This is a genomic window from Alteromonas sp. RW2A1 (assembly GCF_001886475.1).
GTDB classification, from domain to species: Bacteria; Pseudomonadota; Gammaproteobacteria; order Enterobacterales; family Alteromonadaceae; genus Alteromonas; species Alteromonas hispanica.
Window position 1 is genome coordinate 1,137,046 of sequence record NZ_CP018031.1, and the last position, 16,509, is coordinate 1,153,554.

General features: G+C 41.0%; 18 protein-coding genes. 14 read left to right on the top strand and 4 right to left on the bottom strand.

Going from position 1 to position 16,509, the window contains the following annotated elements:
• The first annotated feature begins 5 nt into the window (after positions 1-5).
• The 8 genes from BM528_RS05085 to BM528_RS05120 all read left to right on the top strand — a co-directional run bounded on the left by BM528_RS05085 (position 6) and on the right by BM528_RS05120 (position 4,476).
• Positions 6-359 (top strand): cupredoxin domain-containing protein, encoded by a 354-nt coding sequence (locus tag BM528_RS05085; RefSeq protein ID WP_044447459.1) that lies wholly within the window; start codon positions 6-8, stop codon positions 357-359.
• Between the two features lie 46 nt (positions 360-405).
• Positions 406-729, top strand: coding sequence for a DUF2933 domain-containing protein (locus BM528_RS05090; protein WP_013755268.1), 324 nt, complete (start codon positions 406-408; stop codon positions 727-729).
• Positions 719-1,372: a methyltransferase family protein gene (locus BM528_RS05095; RefSeq protein WP_071978954.1), complete on the top strand. Its 654-nt coding sequence runs from the start codon at positions 719-721 to the stop codon at positions 1,370-1,372. Before BM528_RS05090 ends, BM528_RS05095 begins: the two co-directional genes overlap by 11 nt.
• A 10-nt stretch (positions 1,373-1,382) precedes the next feature.
• Positions 1,383-1,835 carry a hypothetical protein gene (locus BM528_RS05100; protein WP_071978955.1) on the top strand — a complete coding sequence of 151 codons (453 nt, stop codon included), beginning with the start codon at positions 1,383-1,385 and terminating at the stop codon, positions 1,833-1,835.
• A gap of 49 nt (positions 1,836-1,884) precedes the next feature.
• Complete coding sequence (locus tag BM528_RS05105; RefSeq protein ID WP_071978956.1) at positions 1,885-2,256, top strand: hypothetical protein; 372 nt, start codon at positions 1,885-1,887, stop codon at positions 2,254-2,256.
• A 92-nt stretch (positions 2,257-2,348) separates the two neighbouring features.
• Positions 2,349-3,686 (top strand): NADP-specific glutamate dehydrogenase, encoded by a 1,338-nt coding sequence (gene gdhA / locus BM528_RS05110; protein WP_071978957.1) that lies wholly within the window; start codon positions 2,349-2,351, stop codon positions 3,684-3,686.
• Between the two features lie 82 nt (positions 3,687-3,768).
• Positions 3,769-4,200, top strand: a complete 432-nt coding sequence (locus tag BM528_RS05115; protein ID WP_156844031.1) for a hypothetical protein — start codon at positions 3,769-3,771, stop codon at positions 4,198-4,200.
• Positions 4,201-4,215: 15 nt separating this feature from the next.
• Positions 4,216-4,476: a hypothetical protein gene (locus BM528_RS05120; protein ID WP_156844032.1), complete on the top strand. Its 261-nt coding sequence runs from the start codon at positions 4,216-4,218 to the stop codon at positions 4,474-4,476.
• 389 nt (positions 4,477-4,865) lie between these two features.
• Here the strand turns inward: BM528_RS05120 and BM528_RS05125 are convergent, their stop codons facing one another.
• A complete protein-coding gene (locus tag BM528_RS05125; protein ID WP_071978960.1) occupies positions 4,866-6,161 on the bottom strand; it encodes a tyrosine-type recombinase/integrase in 1,296 nt (431 codons plus the stop codon).
• Between the two features lie 2,173 nt (positions 6,162-8,334).
• On the opposite strand from BM528_RS05125, the gene BM528_RS05135 reads away from it, so the two are divergent.
• Positions 8,335-9,546, top strand: a complete 1,212-nt coding sequence (locus BM528_RS05135; protein ID WP_232230579.1) for a tyrosine-type recombinase/integrase — start codon at positions 8,335-8,337, stop codon at positions 9,544-9,546.
• A 256-nt stretch (positions 9,547-9,802) separates the two neighbouring features.
• Positions 9,803-10,153, top strand: coding sequence for a hypothetical protein (locus tag BM528_RS05140; RefSeq protein ID WP_071978961.1), 351 nt, complete (start codon positions 9,803-9,805; stop codon positions 10,151-10,153).
• A gap of 74 nt (positions 10,154-10,227) precedes the next feature.
• Here BM528_RS05140 and BM528_RS05145 read toward each other — a convergent pair whose 3' ends face one another.
• Positions 10,228-10,650 (bottom strand): universal stress protein, encoded by a 423-nt coding sequence (locus tag BM528_RS05145; RefSeq protein WP_071978962.1) that lies wholly within the window; start codon positions 10,648-10,650, stop codon positions 10,228-10,230.
• A 139-nt stretch (positions 10,651-10,789) separates the two neighbouring features.
• On the opposite strand from BM528_RS05145, the gene BM528_RS05150 reads away from it, so the two are divergent.
• A complete protein-coding gene (locus BM528_RS05150; RefSeq protein ID WP_071978963.1) occupies positions 10,790-11,275 on the top strand; it encodes a c-type cytochrome in 486 nt (161 codons plus the stop codon).
• A 74-nt stretch (positions 11,276-11,349) separates the two neighbouring features.
• Here the strand turns inward: BM528_RS05150 and BM528_RS05155 are convergent, their stop codons facing one another.
• Positions 11,350-12,978, bottom strand: coding sequence for an FMN-binding glutamate synthase family protein (locus BM528_RS05155; protein ID WP_071978964.1), 1,629 nt, complete (start codon positions 12,976-12,978; stop codon positions 11,350-11,352).
• Positions 12,979-13,302: 324 nt separating this feature from the next.
• Here BM528_RS05155 and BM528_RS05160 point away from each other — a divergent pair, with 324 nt between their 5' ends.
• The 3 genes from BM528_RS05160 to bfr (BM528_RS05170) all read left to right on the top strand — a co-directional run bounded on the left by BM528_RS05160 (position 13,303) and on the right by bfr (BM528_RS05170) (position 15,952).
• Positions 13,303-14,886, top strand: coding sequence for a cation:proton antiporter family protein (locus BM528_RS05160; RefSeq protein WP_071978965.1), 1,584 nt, complete (start codon positions 13,303-13,305; stop codon positions 14,884-14,886).
• Between the two features lie 122 nt (positions 14,887-15,008).
• Entirely contained in the window at positions 15,009-15,485 is a 477-nt protein-coding gene (bfr, locus tag BM528_RS05165; protein ID WP_071978966.1) for a bacterioferritin, read from the top strand.
• The gene (bfr, locus tag BM528_RS05170) at positions 15,485-15,952 is read left to right on the top strand and encodes a bacterioferritin (protein WP_071978967.1); all 468 of its coding nucleotides are present in this window, start codon (positions 15,485-15,487) and stop codon (positions 15,950-15,952) included. Before bfr (BM528_RS05165) ends, bfr (BM528_RS05170) begins: the two co-directional genes overlap by 1 nt.
• 16 nt (positions 15,953-15,968) lie before the next feature.
• Here the strand turns inward: bfr (BM528_RS05170) and BM528_RS05175 are convergent, their stop codons facing one another.
• Positions 15,969-16,382 carry a hypothetical protein gene (locus BM528_RS05175; RefSeq protein WP_232230632.1) on the bottom strand — a complete coding sequence of 138 codons (414 nt, stop codon included), beginning with the start codon at positions 16,380-16,382 and terminating at the stop codon, positions 15,969-15,971.
• Between the last annotated feature and the right edge of the window lie 127 nt (positions 16,383-16,509).

Consider the following 16,509-nt stretch of genomic DNA (forward strand, 5'->3'; position numbering starts at 1 on the left):
TAAAGATGATGTGGATTAATTTGATAGGGTTAGTCGTGATTGGGCTTATTGTTTGGTGGTTTTGGCTTTACCAAACAAAGTCAACTGAAGTACGAGACGGCAGCATCGAAGTCCGCGTGAAAGATGGCGTATATCAACCTGCCAATATCACAGTGCCCGCGAATGAGTCTGTACAACTGATGTTCTATAGAGAAGATGCGACCCCCTGTGCGGAAACACTACTAATACCCGAGTTGGAGATCAGTGAAACATTAGTGCTTAACAAGCGTGTGATGGTCACTATTCCCCCCAAAAAGGCAGGTCGCTATCCGTTTCATTGTCAGATGCAAATGTACCGTGGCACTTTGGTGATCAAGTGACTTACCGTTTTCTGAAAACTTAAACGACACAAAAGCGAGGTGTATTGTGAATAAACAAAAATTACCTTTTTGGCGCACCCCCAGTGGTTGGTCCGCCATCGGACTTATAGCGGCGGCAAGCTATTTCTTGTTTGTCGAGCATGGTGAACATGTTTTCCCTTATCTACCTTACTTGATCCTGCTGCTATGCCCAGTGATGCATATCTTTATGCACGGAAGTCATGGTAAAGGGCATGAGACACATACTAACGACGAGCAAACATTTAAAGAGCAAACCGAAGACAATGATCAATACAGACAAGGTTATATCGAAGGGTTAGAGCAGGCACGCAAGGAAAGACGTAAAACGGAGAGCGACAATGCCCGGTGAATCAGATTATGGGCTTTGGACGTTAGTCATCATTAACTCCGCAATATTTATCTTTTTTGCGTTTAGTTTCGTCAAGCCGAAGTCAAAAACAGACTGGCGAAGCTTAGGCGTATTTTCCGCTTTTATCGTGGCGTTATTTACTGAAATGTATGGTTTCCCGCTTACCATCTATTTTTTGTCCGGTTGGTTAGCCGAAAGTTACCCAGGCGTAGATTTTTTAAGTCACGAAAATGGTCACTTGTGGCATACACTGTTGGGGTTATCTGGCGATGCGCATTGGGATGTACTGCACATCTTGAGTAATGTTCTCATCGTTTTAGGATTCTTTGTTTTATCTGCTTCGTGGAATGTCCTGCATCACGCGCAAAAAACGAGCAGTTTAGCGACCAGCGGTTGGTACGCACGTTGTCGGCATCCCCAATATGTTGCCTTCATTGTGATCATGTTTGGCTTTTTACTGCAATGGCCAACACTACCCACTTTGCTCATGTTTCCCATTCTCATTGTTGTCTATGTTCGACTGGCCAAACGCGAAGAGCAGCACGCCGAAACTGAGTTTGGTGATACCTATAGGCAATATAAGCAAGCCACGCCAGGTTGGTTCCCACGATTTCTCAATTCAAACGTTTCAAGTTCCGTGTAAGGATTACAAAATGAAGAAAGCATTAGTTTCAATATTGTTTGTCGCAGGCGTTTTATCCGCTACCTTTACGAGTGCTCAGACATCCATGAGTGCCGATGAGATGTTACGCAGTAACGAGCGCGTCATGGATGCATTAATGCAACGCATCCAACGGATCAATGACATTTCTGAGAGGCAAACGTTGATTGTTGAGCATATGAAGATGATGGATACCTACTTAACGAGTATTGAGAAGAGGATCCAAAGTGAATCTAATACTGAACAAAAGATACTATTAAAAGAGACATATAGAAAAGGCCTGCAAAGAAGTCTTGTTCTTATCGAAAGCGGCATATCAGCAAGCGACATTGTTGTGATGGGGAACTCGATAGATGAACATTTGTTGTTAATAGAACAAAGAATGACAGTTTTACAATCGTTAATGCAGCAAATGGTTAATGCCAATAGCGTTTTAAGTAATTAGTGACGTGACTGACATAACTGTGTAGGTAATTAATTTATAGGAGAAAAGTATGAGCGATTTAGATCACAGAGTGGGCGTTTCTGAGGCTAATTTAGTGGTACGGCATTTGAAGTTAACCGGCATTACCGACGGTAATTTATTAGCAATTGTTGCTGAAATTGATGGGACCTTTGGTATTGATGCCGTTTCATTTGAAGAAGCCAAAAACACTTTGCATATCGGCTATGACGCGACCCACTGCAATTTAGATGGCATTGAGACAATCATTCGTGCACACGGTGCAGACATTTCTGATGATTTTTGGACAAAGATAAAAGAAGGCTACTACCAATTCGTTGACGAAAACATTCGTGAAAATGCGAAACATAAACCCTGGAGCTGCCATCGTGTCCCACCCGGGCAAAGCAATAGAAAGAAATAGCGTAGCGCGAATCGAGCAACTTTATGTTGGACTTCACCAATCAGCACTAATTAAAACAGGATATTAGCACTGTGGATCATAGTAAGAATGAAATGGACAGAATTAATTCATTTAATTCGGCAATAATTGCAAGAAACCCAGCTGAACATGAATTCCATCAAGCTGTGCAAGAGTTCACAGGGGCAGTAATGCCCTATGTTATGGCCAATGCCAAATATGATGATGGGCATGTATTAGAAAGAATGACAGAGCCAGACCGTATTGTCATTTTTAGAGTATGTTGGGAGGACGATAACGGCCATATTCACTGCAATAGAGCATGGCGAGTCCAATTTAACAATGCTATTGGACCCTATAAAGGAGGCTTGCGCTTTCATCCCAATGTTACGCAAAGTGTTCTTAAATTTTTAGCGTTTGAGCAAGTCTATAAAAATGCATTGACTGGACTTCCGATGGGAGGTGGTAAAGGGGGAAGTGATTTCGATCCGAAAGGAAAGAGTGATCGCGAAATCATGCGATTTTGTCAGTCATTGATGATCGAACTTTCTAAGCATATTGGGGAAGATACTGACATTCCAGCCGGCGATATTGGGGTGGGTGGAAGAGAAATTAGTTATCTGTTTGGTCAATACAAAAGACTAAAAAACAGATTCGTGGGTACGCTAACAGGCAAAGGACTTTCTTATGGTGGAAGTCTTATTCGAACGGAGGCGACAGGCTATGGTGTTGTTTATTTTACTCAGCACATGCTGAATATGCGTAACGAGACATTAGCAGGAAAAACAGCCTTAATTTCGGGCGCCGGCAATGTTGCGATTTTTTGCGCAGAAAAATTGATTAATGAAGGTGCCCAGGTCATGACACTGTCTGACTCAAGTGGTTTCATTTACGATCCTGATGGATTTGACCATCAAAAATTAGCATTTCTAAAAACGCTTAAATTTGTCAAACGGCAACGCTTGAGCGAATACACGGAAAACTACCCACACGCCATTTATCATCAGGGCAAAAGGCCTTGGCTTATAAAGGCTGATTTGGCCTTTCCTTGTGCAACACAAAATGAACTCGAACTTGAGGATGCTAAACTCCTTGTTGATAATGGTATACAGTTGATCGCAGAAGGCGCAAACATGCCTTGTACCCTTGAGGCGGTCAAATACTTTCAGGCTAAAAGTGTACTGTTTGCACCTGCAAAAGCGGCAAATGCTGGAGGCGTTGCCGTTTCTGGGCTAGAGCAAACACAAAACTCACTTCGGCTTCCTTGGACAAGAGAGGAAGTTGATTCACGACTTCAACAGATCATGGCGCATATTCATCGCCAATGTGTTGAATATGGAAAAGAATACGGTGGCATCAACTATGTGAAGGGGGCCAACATCGCTGGATTTGTAAAAGTCGCCGATGCGATGCTTGCGTATGGAATAGGATAGGGCACTGAGTGACTCGTTTCCGTATGCGGTCGTTTTTCTGCATAATTGTGTTGGGCTTATACCCGTATAAGGTGAGCGCCTTTTGATTCGTTCAGAAAAATTTTGTGATTTGTGGGTGTCGATACTCTCGCGGTATCGGCTCATTGCCCTGTTTGCCTTACTCATTTTGATAGGCGGACTAAGCATGGGTATCAACCATGTGGTTTTTAATGCGGACTATCATGAGTTTTTTGAAATCAACGATCCGCAGCGCATGAAGTTTGACGAAATCCAAGACGTTTTCGGCAGTAGCGACAATATCATGTTTTTACTGGTTCTCGCATCGCGGGATGTCTTTACGGAAGAAGTTTTTACGGCCATTCATCAACTAACCGAGCGAGCCTGGCAGATCCCGCATTCCTATCGTGTTGATTCACTGACTAACTATCAATATTCATGGTCTGTTGGCGACGATCTTATGGTTGAAGATCTACTCCCCGACATTGATAATTTATCGTTTGAAAGACTTGCGTAGGCAAAGGAGGCTGCGTTGCGTGAGCCTGGACTAATGGGGCGGTTACTCAATAATGAAGCCTCGGTAACAGCCGTAAATGTTTTGGTCAATGTTCGCGGTAAACCGGCTAGTGCAGAGCATAATGCGGTGCAATATGCCTATGCATTGAGTGAGGAAATGCGTCGTGAATACCCTCAACTCGATGTTTACCTCTTAGGCGAGGTGATGGCAAATGCGACGTTCAACGAATTATACGTTCAAGGGGTTCTAGGGATTTTCCCCTCTAAAAAGACATAATCCTCTGTAGACCACACCAATAAATGGCTGCGGAGGTGGTTTACTTTCAGCTTGGAGCCTAATCTCTTCGTTGATATTGAGGCATGGTCATTCTCCTTAGTAAAGAGAACACCATGCCGTAGCTAATTTATGAATTGAATGCGGGGATTACCGGACGGACACTTTCTTGTTAACTCAGTTGTTCAATAAATGTTCGTGATCTTGCCCTGATGTTGTGATAGGCAGTTACACAAAATTAGTTACAGTCTCTAAATATGAGTTTTCACACAGACTGCGTACAAACCAGTCGTCCAGAAATTATTAGCAGATGACCGCTTTTGACCAAACTGAGACTATCAGTACTTATCTAAGATACGCTATCGCCAAGTTCAAAATAATGGATTTTTTGCTCAGAGCTTTCGTTGAGAACCTTTGCGTATTCTATCTCTGTGTGCGGGAGCTACATAAATTTCAACTGTAGTTTTTACGCTGGCATGGCCAAGTTCTTCGGCTAGCATAGTTTCGTTCAATTCATCTAATGCTTGAGTAGCACCGGTATGCCTCAACCAATGCGATGATGCGCCGGCTATATCAAGCGCCTGTTGTTTCTTTCCACTCTTCATAAGAGTAGAAATAACTAAATCGAACGCCTCTTCAACAATATTATTGACACTGTCTTGCTTAAGCGGTTTACCAGTTTTGGTAGACGGGAGGATAGGAGTGTCTTCATCGATTCTGGGAAGGGGGGCTAAGTCCATCGATTCACGGTATCTACCCAGCACACTTTCGATATATGAATCAGGTACCGTTACTACACGTTCTTTTTTTCCTTTGCCTACGACATGTAATACCCAGCCTTCATTACTAGGGTCCGGTCTAAAATGATTGAACAAAGGGGTGTAATAATCACGAGAAGATAATTCCGAGATTCTTAAGAACAACACTTTTAGGGACAACACTACAAACCTGTGAATTTCAAACTTTGGGTTTCCGTCAGCTGCATCTGTCGGACACTTTATAAATGTATCCCAGACCTCATCGTCAAACGTATGTGGCGGCTGATATACCTTACCTTTGATCAGATATTTACAGTTTTTCTTAGCGTCAGCCAAATAGTTACGCATAACTAGTTCAGCATCTATTAGCCATTTAAAAAAAACATTTAATGATGCATACGAATTGCGAAGTGACGTTTGGCTGATTTTATAGGCATGTTTAGTGCTGGAAGCTTTACCAGGTGCTATCAATAATTCGATTTTCCGATTTGCTTTAGGCGTGCGATGCACGAAAGGGCGCCATTCTGGATTGACTACGCGAATATCTGAATTAGATCTGTATTTAAAGCGGCTCGATATTGTTGTGTCAGCAATTAGTTTTTTTGGTGGTGACCAAATCCAATCGATATACAACTTTATGTCTTCAAGTTTAGTATCTAGAACAGATTTACCGCGTTCGTGCCAGCAAAACAAGGTAAATCTCTCTGCCTCATTTCTGAACCTTGATTGCGTGCCTTTTGCATTGCTTAAGCCTGTTACCAAAAAATTAAGTAATTGCCTCAAATCGTTTTTTGCAGGAATGCCTTGTTGCTCAAATGAATCAAGATACTCAGACAAAGTAGGGTACACCGATTTAAATTCTTGAGTGTCAAGAATATCTCGAAGTGACGCTTGTAGGTCGATGGTGTCAGTAATGGGATGATATTTCATTTGAGTAGGATAACACTATATCCTGACAATTTGACATCGTAATAACATTTATTATTACGATTTCAGCGAATGGCAAGTTGAGATGTCATGTCACGGTATTCCAGGTTTATAAGAAACGCTTTCTATCTTTGATATAAAACTTAAATGCCAGAATCCAGCAGGCAATCAGAGCGCCGAGAGCTAGTTTATCGTACCGTCTAAGAAATTTATCTCTGATAACATCTTCAATTCCTTTAAAAACTCCTTGTAGTTGAAAATTTTCCATATCATGGTGACCATAAGCGCTTATCAAGAAGAACAGGATAATCCCTAACAAGAACGCAAAAACACATCACTTAGACATTAGAACAGCATACAAACATTCCACCATCCAGTTTGGCATTTAACACAATCCTATAAACAAATATTGCTTCTTACTTCAGGTAATTCACATTAAACGTAGTGTTCCGAATGTTCAAATAAAATTCTTTGCATTGAAACCTTCTTTGGCAATTGAGGGTGATTGATGTCAATTCTCAGATGATTAAATCATTATTTTACAAACTCTTGTGCAATTTTGACTAGATATAGACCCCAAGGACGTCGACTTGCCAGTCATCTTTAATTTATAAATGTGTTCGTACGTGAATGAAATCTTATTTGCAGGGGTGTAGCTCGTCAGATTTCACACAGCATCACATTTTAAATACCCATCTATATTCGGCGTTATTGTCTTAGCTATAAATACAAAAGTGACCAAGTTTCCTCATCATTGAAAAGCTTAAAGCCGGCAAATCTTACATAACGCCGAAAAAGTATGTAAGCCATCACGCACAGCAAACCGACCAACAAGCCATGCATTAACCCTCCAACCGTCATAATACATGATTACGCATAATGTATATTATGTTAAATAGGGTATTTATAGATTAATAAAGATCGGTTTAATTGAGGGCTGGTACTTCGAACCTCACCTATTTAAATTTTAAGTATCTATAATATTAAATTTAGAATTTAAAACCGTTTTATCTTTGGCGGAATAATTACAAGTAAGAACATTGTTTAAGCTACTTTTACGATTATATTTTCTATTTCTAATTATTAAGGTCTGTAATGATTTTTTGAAATATGCGGAATAAGAATTCGCTTCTTTGTACTAAGTTATTTTCATTTGAAGTTTTTTATTAAGAGTATGTATAAGAAGCCGGATAAGAAGCTAAACCATATCAAGTTTAGTTTTCCAAATTGCTTACATAGCCGACAGCATGTATTTGTAAATACGGTTTAGTATTCAAAATAGATAAAGTTTTCGATGCGAATAATATTCTATGCAACTGTTAAATCTTTTTCTGTAATTTAATCTCCTCTTCTTTTTTAACCATTAACGTATATACGCAATAGTAATCATTGGTGAAAAATTTAAGGTGGTGATAACTATTAAAGAATTAATACTAAGGAGTCTAGCGCAAATATAGACAAGCAGCTTAAAAGGAATCGCTACGGTTTAAGTTGTTTGGGTATTGCTAAAAATAGAAAGCTGTCGCGCTAGTTAAACCACTGCTAATTAAGGCGCTGCTAGTTCACCGCTTTGCTAGGCACTCTATTAGGCTTTTTACTAGGCACTTTACTAGGCAATCATATCAGGTCACTTTTTTACACTGCTAATAAACTATAAGCGAACAAGGTTTCATCACGCGAGAGGTTCATATATAACGCTATTTGCTCAATAACAATAATAAATAGGCTTCGTTATTTTAAAATTTGTGGCACGTATGCCTGAGTTCCAGCTCAGATTTCACGTACGAGCGCCTAAATTTTACACAGCAGTAGAGATATACTTAAAGAATTGGATAGTTAAACTGTATATAAAAACAGTGTTGTGATATCTTGCACATCACGTAAACGTGCAGATTCGATTTTGGCGAAAAGCGGTATGAATTTGAATATCCGTATAAAATTCAGAGTTTTATGAGTTGTTAGAGTGAAATAAAATCGTGAATTACTCGCTTTTTGGCATTTTGTATCTTCACGCATGATAATTACAGTTATCATGCGTGAAAGCGAAAATAACTCTTATAAAACAAATAGATATAACCACATTTAGCTAGAGGTTAAGTCTGCTTAAACACGAGGTTGCAGCATGTTAACACGTACACAGCAGCAATCCGCGATTTAACGTCCTACTGGAGGTGTTATGGCAACCAATAAACAAAACAATCGCTTTCATAACTCGCTGCCAATACCAAACTCAGAATCTCAATTTACTCCATTTACTCCATTGAGCAGTGAATTAGACAACAGAAGTGATGATGACTGTAGCCACGTTTCTAATAGCAATGATGATGAAAAGGACCGCGTCCATACTAGTTTCCTGCCTGTAACACACGCATCAAGCTACAATTCGATGCACAGTTACTATAACGATATCTTTTCTAAATTACCTTACAACACTCAGCGCGCTTATATCAGCGACTACAATGAATTTTCAATTTTTTGTCAACAGCAAAACTTAGGTGGCTTAACCGAAAGCTTTGAACATAACGAACATTGTATAAAACAATATGTCGCAGAGTTATGTAAGTCTCCCCTCGCCTACAGAACTATTAAACGACGGCTTTCCGCTTTAAGTAAGTTTTTAGGCGTTGCCAAGTTACCAAATCCTATTGTGCGGTCCGTTTACTTGAGAGATTTTATCCGACTATCACTTATAGAGAACCGAAAATTTCGGCTGTCACACAAGCAAGCTGTGCCACTCACTATAGAAATGGTAGAGCAAATTAATAACAAAATAATTCCTGACTCTCTGCTAGAGCTTCGCGATCTTGCGATTATTAATCTGATGTTTGATGCCCTTCTCCGCGCAGACGAATTGGTTCGTGTATGTGTTGAACACATATCTCATAGGAACAATACTGTGTTGGTCGTTTCATCTAAAAGTGATCAAAGTGGTCAGGGGCAGTATCGTTATGTTTCTTCAAGCACGCTTTCAATGATTAATGAATTTATCAATGAGGCGAATGTAAACCCTCACACTTCTGAAACAAGAGACGCTTCAGACCCCCGTTCTATTTCTAAAGGTGTGCTATTTCGAAGACTGACAAATCATAAAACAGCGCTATTACCCTATGACGAAAATGCTCCGAGTAATCATGCGGCCGTGCTCAATTATTCTAGTGTTTATCGGGTTTGGCAGAGGATCGCGAAACGAGCGGGAATTAAAGAAAATATTACACCTCACAGTGGTCGTGTGGGTGGTGCAGTTTCACTAGCCGAATATGGTGCAACACTGCCAGAACTGCAGTTAGCTGGCGGTTGGCAATCACCAGAAATGCCCGGTCATTACACTAAGCAAGCTAATGTAAAACGCGGTGGCATGGCTAAATTATCCTCAAAGCACAAACGCTAACGTTCAATTTGAATTTCGGCTTAAACTTCATATAAAACAGATATATAACTTCAAACTTTGGTTACGCGTACCCGCGAAGGGCCAGCTTTTTTGATTTGCCTTTAATGAATCGAACTAAGAAGACGTTTTCTACGTAAGAAACCTATATAGAGAACTTATGTAGAGAACTTAAGTTAAGAGCTGGCGTTAAGAGCTGGCGTTAAGAGCCTCGGCTCACTACGGTTAATTGATTAACGATGTATTTTAAGGAGACAGAATGAGTAATAGTATTAATTCAAAGCATGGAAAGTTACTAGCCGAAATTGTCGTTCCATCGTCACAATGGAAGTTACAACCTGAAAAGCAATCCCCTTTTAAAAGCGATTCCGAAGCGGTTGAATATTTAGACTCTCATAACGAGCCACTTTATCTTCACGTACCTATTGTTGAGAGTGAAGACACTGTTCGTCTATCTGTGACGTCACGAGATGAAGATGTCGTGTTTACAATTAAGAGTACTCAAAACGGCGGTGAAACTGCACTTCATTATTCGCATTTAAAAAACTTAGAAAGTACCCTTAGAACACTGGTAAATGATAGCTGCGACCTGTCGATTAAAGCTATGTAGGGTGCGCGAGTAGGGCCTGACATTAACAGTCAGGCTAGTTATCTCTCCTGCCCTCGCTTTGCAAAAAGTTTTCCCTAAACTTTAACTGCAAGTACGTCAGTTTTTACGCCATGCAAAACCGCGTTAGCGGTAGAGCCTAGCAGTAATTTAAGCCCGCTTTGACCATGCGTACCTACCACGATAAGGTCTGCGTTTAGTTTTTCTGCTAAGTGATGAATTTCATCTGAAGGAGAACCAATTTCCACATTCACATTAGTTTGCGGAATTTTATATTTTGTCGCAACTTCATTAAGTACTTCCAACGCTTGCGCTCTTACATCTTCAGAAAAGTCCTTCTCTAAAAAGAAACCATAAGGTTCAACATGAGTTTGTGGGTATGCCACATAAAGAAGATGGAGTTGCTTACTGTCATTGGCAATCGCCAGTGCCTTTTCAACTACAAGTTCATAATCTGAATAAACATCGATAGGTACTAAGATTGTGTCGTAAGTTTGCATTTTAATGTCCTTCTCTTTTAGTAAGCTTCTTCAACCATAGTCTATGCTTTCATCAATAGTATTGAGGCAAATCAAGTTTATTAAGTTCATCCTGGTCAATACTAATAGTGAAGCAATAGTGAAACTTAAGGAGAGCGCAATGCGTTTTACACTCATTCTAGCTGCATGCCTTTTAATAGTAGGGTGTGATCAAGGGGCCAAATCACCAAGAGGGTTTAGCTTACCAGAAGGTGATGCCGATAATGGTGCATTGGTATTTAAAAAGTATGGTTGCAACGATTGTCATACTGTAGCGGGTGAAACAGCAGAAGAGGATAAAAATTATCTTATTAGCCACCCCATTCCTCTTGGCGGTAGCAGTGGTCGAATTAAAACCTATGGCGAGTTAGTTACAAGTATTATAAATCCGTCACATAAATTAACGCCTCGACGACCGGCTAGCTTTACTAGTGAGGACGGGGTTTCGTTTATGCGAGTCATTAATGATGAACTTACAGTAAGCGAACTGATAGACCTAGTCGCCTATCTGCAGCCCAAGTATAAAGTTATGCCCTATCGCACTACAGACTACAGATTATATCAATTGCGCATACCAGAAAAAGAAGTTAATTCAAGTAACGACTAGTGATTTACTTTCTTGCTAACACGTTAATACTTCTGAAAGTGTCGCTAAATTGTAATTCAATAAGGCAGTGTAAATCACACTGCCTTCGTTTCTGTATCAATTTCTGCTAACAAGCTCGATGGCATAAAGCTATCTGCATTTGCCTCTTCAAAATGAAGTTTGAAGCGTTCGGGAATGTCATCATTTAAGAAACACCCTTTCTTCACAAGCGGAAACATTTCGTCGTAGCGAGCTATATTGCACTGGTCTATACGCTTAAATATGTGGGTTCTGTTTAGCTCATTGGTATTTACATGACCCGTAGACGATAGAAGGTCGATTAAGGCATGCACAGTTTTTTGATGAAAGCGGAAAACTCGTTGGTATTTGTCTTCCACATCTAACCCTCGCGCAAGTTTAGGGTCTTGAGTCGCAACGCCAGTTGGGCATTTATTGGTGTTACACGATAGTGATTGAACACAGCCCAGCGCCAACATCATCCCCCGAGCACTGTTTACTAAGTCAGCGCCCAAGCTAAGGTTTTTCGCTAATTGAAATGCGGTAATAATTTTACCAGACGCAATTATTTTTATATCTTGTCGAAGTCCGAAGCCATTTAAACAGTCGTCGACGAAAGCAAGCGCGTCGCGCAACGGAAACCCAATAGAATTAGTATATTCCAAGGGAGCTGCACCTGTTCCACCCTCGCCCCCATCGACGGTGATAAAGTCGGGGGCTATTTTCTTTTCAACCATTGCCTTACACATGGCAATGAACTCGCTTTTTCGGCCCAACGCTAACTTGATACCAATAGGTTTGCCACCGCTTAACTCTCGTAACTTTTCGATAAAATCTATCATTTCTAAAGGAGTGGAAAAGGCCTTGTGTCGAGGTGGAGAATCTACTTGTGTACCTGCTTTTACGCCTCGTATCTCTGCAATTTCAGGCGTGTTTTTGTACGCTGGAAGAATTCCGCCATGACCTGGCTTAGCGCCTTGGCTTAGCTTAATTTCTATCATTTTCACACTGTCTAATTTAGCTTTCTCTTCAAATAGAGCAGCGTCAAAGCCACCTTCTTCAGTTCTGCAACCAAAGTATCCTGTTCCGATTTGCCACACCACATCACCATTGTTCTCTAAGTGATATGGTGTTAAACCGCCCTCTCCCGTATTGTGGTAAAAACCGCCTTTTGCGGCCCCTTTGTTGAGTGCTAAAATGGCGTTTTTTGATAGGCTTCCAAAACTCATGGCGCTAATGTTTAGCACGCTGGCATTGTACGGTTTTTTGCAGTGTGGGCCGCCAACCAGAATGCGAGGGTTCTGCTCTACATCATCCACTTCGCGAGCCGCCAAAGAGTGTCCCATCCACTCGTATCCGTTTTCATAAGTGTCCAGCTGTGTTCCGAAAGGCACCGTCTCTCTACTGTCTTTTGCGCGCTGATAAACGATATTTCTAAACATTCGAGAGATAGGAGAACCGCCCGTGTCTGTTTCGATAATGTACTGTTGAATGTAGGGGCGCAGCCCCTCCACGCCCCATCTCACCCGGCCGATTAATGGGAAGTTGCGCAGTATCGCGTGCTTTGCTTGGTTGGCATCGTATAAAGCGACCAGTAGGAGTAGGCACGTTAAAACAAGTCCCCACCAAACCCACGGCAGAACAAAACCTATTGCAACGTTTATAACAACCACCATGGATAACGTAGCTAATATCGTACTTCGCATTTCTCTTCCTTTGCTAAATTCTAACGCTGCTTAGGTACTATAACTCACATATCAAGAGTTGTAGTGTTTGTCCCTCAAGTTTATATCTATGGATGCGTACATCCACGGGATCAGTCTTACACAGTGGTAAGTTATCTGTTTTCCATACATTTTTGACTCAAGTCAAACCCTTTTAAGTTACGCATAACCTAAATTTAACAAATGCTGTGCGAAAATCGAATGTAACGTGGTAATGTTTATAGTATTGAGGGCTGCCACAGCTAGAGTCATTATTTCGACCAGTGGCCAAGACATTTCTTGTCAACAAATAGGGTTATTTTATCCATGGAGTATGCGTTTCTTCTCTTTGCTTTCGTATGTGGATTGACAGTAAAGCTCGTAGGTATACCGCCTCTGGTGGGGTATCTAATCGCAGGCTTTTTACTTAACTTTGCTGGATATTCTCTCACAGAAGACCTGTCACACATTGCTGATTTGGGCATTACCATCATGCTTTTCACCATTGGGCTTAAACTCAATCTTAAAGATTTAAGTCGTCGAGAGGTGTGGATGGGAAGTATTACACACACTCTCGTTTGGATTGGTGTTATAACCTGCACTATATACGGGGTGGCCGCCCTGGTAGCAACTACACAAAATGCCATCACTTTGCAAAGTGCTATGATTATAGCCTTTGCGTTAAGCTTCAGTAGTACTGTGTGTGTGGTTAAAGTACTGGAAGAAAGTGGCGAGAGCAAAACACGCCACGGTCGCTTGGCGATCGGGATACTCGTTATGCAAGATGTTTTTGCAGTTGTTTTTCTCGTGGCGTCTACGGGCAAGTTGCCATCGCTTTATGCGTTTGGCTTGCTTGCGTTGTTCCCTGCTATGCCGCTTATTAATAAAGTGATCAATAAGTCTGGTCACGGTGAGTTGCTTCCGCTTACCGGGTTTATTTTGGCACTAGGTGGATATCAACTATTTGAAATGGTAAACATTAAAGGCGATTTAGGCGCCTTAATATTCGGCACCATGCTAGCGCGCCATGAGAAAGCCACCGAGCTCGCAAAATCCTTACTGAGTTTTAAAGATTTATTTTTAATTGGTTTCTTCCTTTCTATAGGGCTTACCGCTCTGCCTACTCTTTCTATGGTTGGTTTGGCGTTACTGCTTTGCTTATTCCTTCCATTAAAAGCGCTACTTTTCTTTGGTTTATTCACCTCATTGCGCTTACGCGGACGCACTGCATATTTAAGCAGTTTAGTGTTAGGCAACTACAGTGAGTTTGGTCTGATTGTAGGCGCTGTTGCCGTATCTATGGGGTTATTCGCAGAGACCTGGCTTGTGGTTATTGCGCTAGCAGTATCAATATCTTTTGTTATTACCAGTATTTTATATCGCGGCTCTCATTCTCAATACAATCGCTTTAAAGAGCAAATAAAACGATTTGAGAAAAATGAACGTCTCAAGGAAGACATATACCCGACCCTTAATGGTGCTGAGTTTTTAGTAATCGGTATGGGAAGAGTTGGAAAAGGAGCATTTAGTGCTTTATCTAAGCTCTCCGACGTGAATGTGTGGGGTATGGACGCTGATAGAGTGAAGATAAAAAGTATGACAGATGACGGTCTGAACGTGATTTGCGGCGACGGTGAAGATGTCGATCTTTGGGAAAACCTTGATTTAACCAATACGGAACTCGTATTGCTCGCACTACCTTCAATCCAAGATGCTATAAACATTACCAAACAGCTTAAAAATGCTGGCTATCGGGGTCGAGTCGCCGCTATTGCCAGATACGAAGATGAAGTATCTTATCTGTTAGAAAACGGCATTGATAAAGTCTTCAACTTCTTCACCGAGGCAGGTTTAGGGTTTGCTGATGAAAGTCTCACTTATGTACGAGAAAACAGAGAAGCTCATTACTAATGCGAACAAAGGATTGATTGAGAACTGTTTTCATTAGTAAAACATTGTTTTTTATAGAAATTTTGACAAACTTCAGTCAATCAACTACACTCTCGCCATAATTACTTAAGAAGGTATTCGCAATGCAAGGTGATAGACAAGTTATAGCGAAATTGAATGAGGTGCTTACAAGTGAACTTACCTCTATAAATCAATACTTTCTGCATGCTCGGATGTTTAAAAATTGGGGCTTTAACGTTCTTAATGAAAAGAACTACAAAAAGTCGATCAAGGACATGAAGCAGGCAGATGACATCATTGAGCGTATTTTATTTCTCGAGGGGTTACCTAACCTTCAGGCGCTTGGCAAGCTTTATATCGGTGAAGATACCGAAGAAATGTTGAAATGCGATGCTCGTTTTGAAAAAGAGCAACTACCACTTTTACGAGAAGCCATAGCCCTCTGCGAAGAAAAGCAAGATTATGTCTCACGAGATCTTTTAGAAGATATTTTAGAGTATGAAGAAGAGCATCTTGATTGGATCGAAACTCAAGAATATCAAATTGATACCATGGGTATTGAAAACTATCTTCAAGCGCAAGTAATGGGAGACGACTAATGAGAGGCAATCAAAACATCATCAACGGTCTTAATGAGCTTTTGTCGTACGAGCTTGCTGCAATGGACCAATACTTCATTCATTCGCAAATGTATCTCGATTGGGGTTTCAACAAGTTGTATGAGCGCATCGATCACGAATTTGACGATGAGCGCGGCCATGCCACCAAGCTTATTGAACGTATGCTGTTTTTGGAAGGCACTCCGGATATGACGAAGCGTACCGGCTTTAAAGTGGGTACCGATGTTCCAGAGATGTTAGAAAGCGACCTTCGTGTTGAATACGAAGTTGATGCGAAACTGCGTGAAGTCATTGCACTTTGCGAGCAAGAAAACGACTACGTTACCCGCGATATGCTCATTGTGTTGCTTGATGATACTGAAATGGACCACGCCCACTGGCTAGAGCAGCAGTTAGGCCTGATTAAACGTATTGGATTACAGAACTATCTTCAAGCCATGATGTAACAGACAAAGAGCTGAGTTAGCTCTCGGTGGTAAAATACAGGTAGCTTGGTGCTGCCTGTTTTTTTATGTTTATTCTTAGTTGCCAAGTCATTACCGGCTCGCTACAGCTGCCAAGCATAAACCAACCTTGCCACTCCCCGCCGTCAGTTTCGTCAAACAATACCGGGATTTTTCCCATATACATGTTTACCCCTTCAATCCACGCACTTTCTATTGCTTTACCTTCTGGTAGACGCACAGACAAGGTTATCGATTCTTCGGGGATTGGCGTTTCAGAAAAGCGAGCGACAGCGAGCTCATCGTCTATACTCAACTCGCAAATATTATTACTAAAAGTACACGTGCTTTTTAAGCCACTGGCGATAGAGTGGTGAGAAGAAGATTGATAACTGTGTGCTATGTACACACACACAGCAACAACCAAAATCACAAGCAATGGAGCTTGCTTTTGTAAAAATTTTGATCTTTTTTTGTTACTGTTTTTTATCATTTCTTAAATTTTGTGTATTTCTTTATTGATAGAGATCAAGGGAAGCTAGTTTATGGTATCTTTTTGT

What these genes read in the sequence shown, in the direction of transcription:
- BM528_RS05085 (WP_044447459.1), top strand. Translation starts at nt 6, where the DNA reads ATGATGTGGATTAATTTGATAGGGTTAGTCGTGATTGGGCTTATTGTT.
- BM528_RS05095 (WP_071978954.1), top strand. Translation starts at nt 719, where the DNA reads ATGCCCGGTGAATCAGATTATGGGCTTTGGACGTTAGTCATCATTAAC.
- BM528_RS05100 (WP_071978955.1), top strand. Translation starts at nt 1,383, where the DNA reads ATGAAGAAAGCATTAGTTTCAATATTGTTTGTCGCAGGCGTTTTATCC.
- BM528_RS05105 (WP_071978956.1), top strand. Translation starts at nt 1,885, where the DNA reads ATGAGCGATTTAGATCACAGAGTGGGCGTTTCTGAGGCTAATTTAGTG.
- gdhA (WP_071978957.1), top strand. Translation starts at nt 2,349, where the DNA reads ATGGACAGAATTAATTCATTTAATTCGGCAATAATTGCAAGAAACCCA.
- BM528_RS05125 (WP_071978960.1), bottom strand. Translation starts at nt 6,161, where the DNA reads ATGAAATATCATCCCATTACTGACACCATCGACCTACAAGCGTCACTT.
- BM528_RS05135 (WP_232230579.1), top strand. Translation starts at nt 8,335, where the DNA reads ATGGCAACCAATAAACAAAACAATCGCTTTCATAACTCGCTGCCAATA.
- BM528_RS05140 (WP_071978961.1), top strand. Translation starts at nt 9,803, where the DNA reads ATGAGTAATAGTATTAATTCAAAGCATGGAAAGTTACTAGCCGAAATT.
- BM528_RS05145 (WP_071978962.1), bottom strand. Translation starts at nt 10,650, where the DNA reads ATGCAAACTTACGACACAATCTTAGTACCTATCGATGTTTATTCAGAT.
- BM528_RS05150 (WP_071978963.1), top strand. Translation starts at nt 10,790, where the DNA reads ATGCGTTTTACACTCATTCTAGCTGCATGCCTTTTAATAGTAGGGTGT.
- BM528_RS05155 (WP_071978964.1), bottom strand. Translation starts at nt 12,978, where the DNA reads ATGCGAAGTACGATATTAGCTACGTTATCCATGGTGGTTGTTATAAAC.
- BM528_RS05160 (WP_071978965.1), top strand. Translation starts at nt 13,303, where the DNA reads ATGGAGTATGCGTTTCTTCTCTTTGCTTTCGTATGTGGATTGACAGTA.
- bfr (WP_071978966.1), top strand. Translation starts at nt 15,009, where the DNA reads ATGCAAGGTGATAGACAAGTTATAGCGAAATTGAATGAGGTGCTTACA.
- bfr (WP_071978967.1), top strand. Translation starts at nt 15,485, where the DNA reads ATGAGAGGCAATCAAAACATCATCAACGGTCTTAATGAGCTTTTGTCG.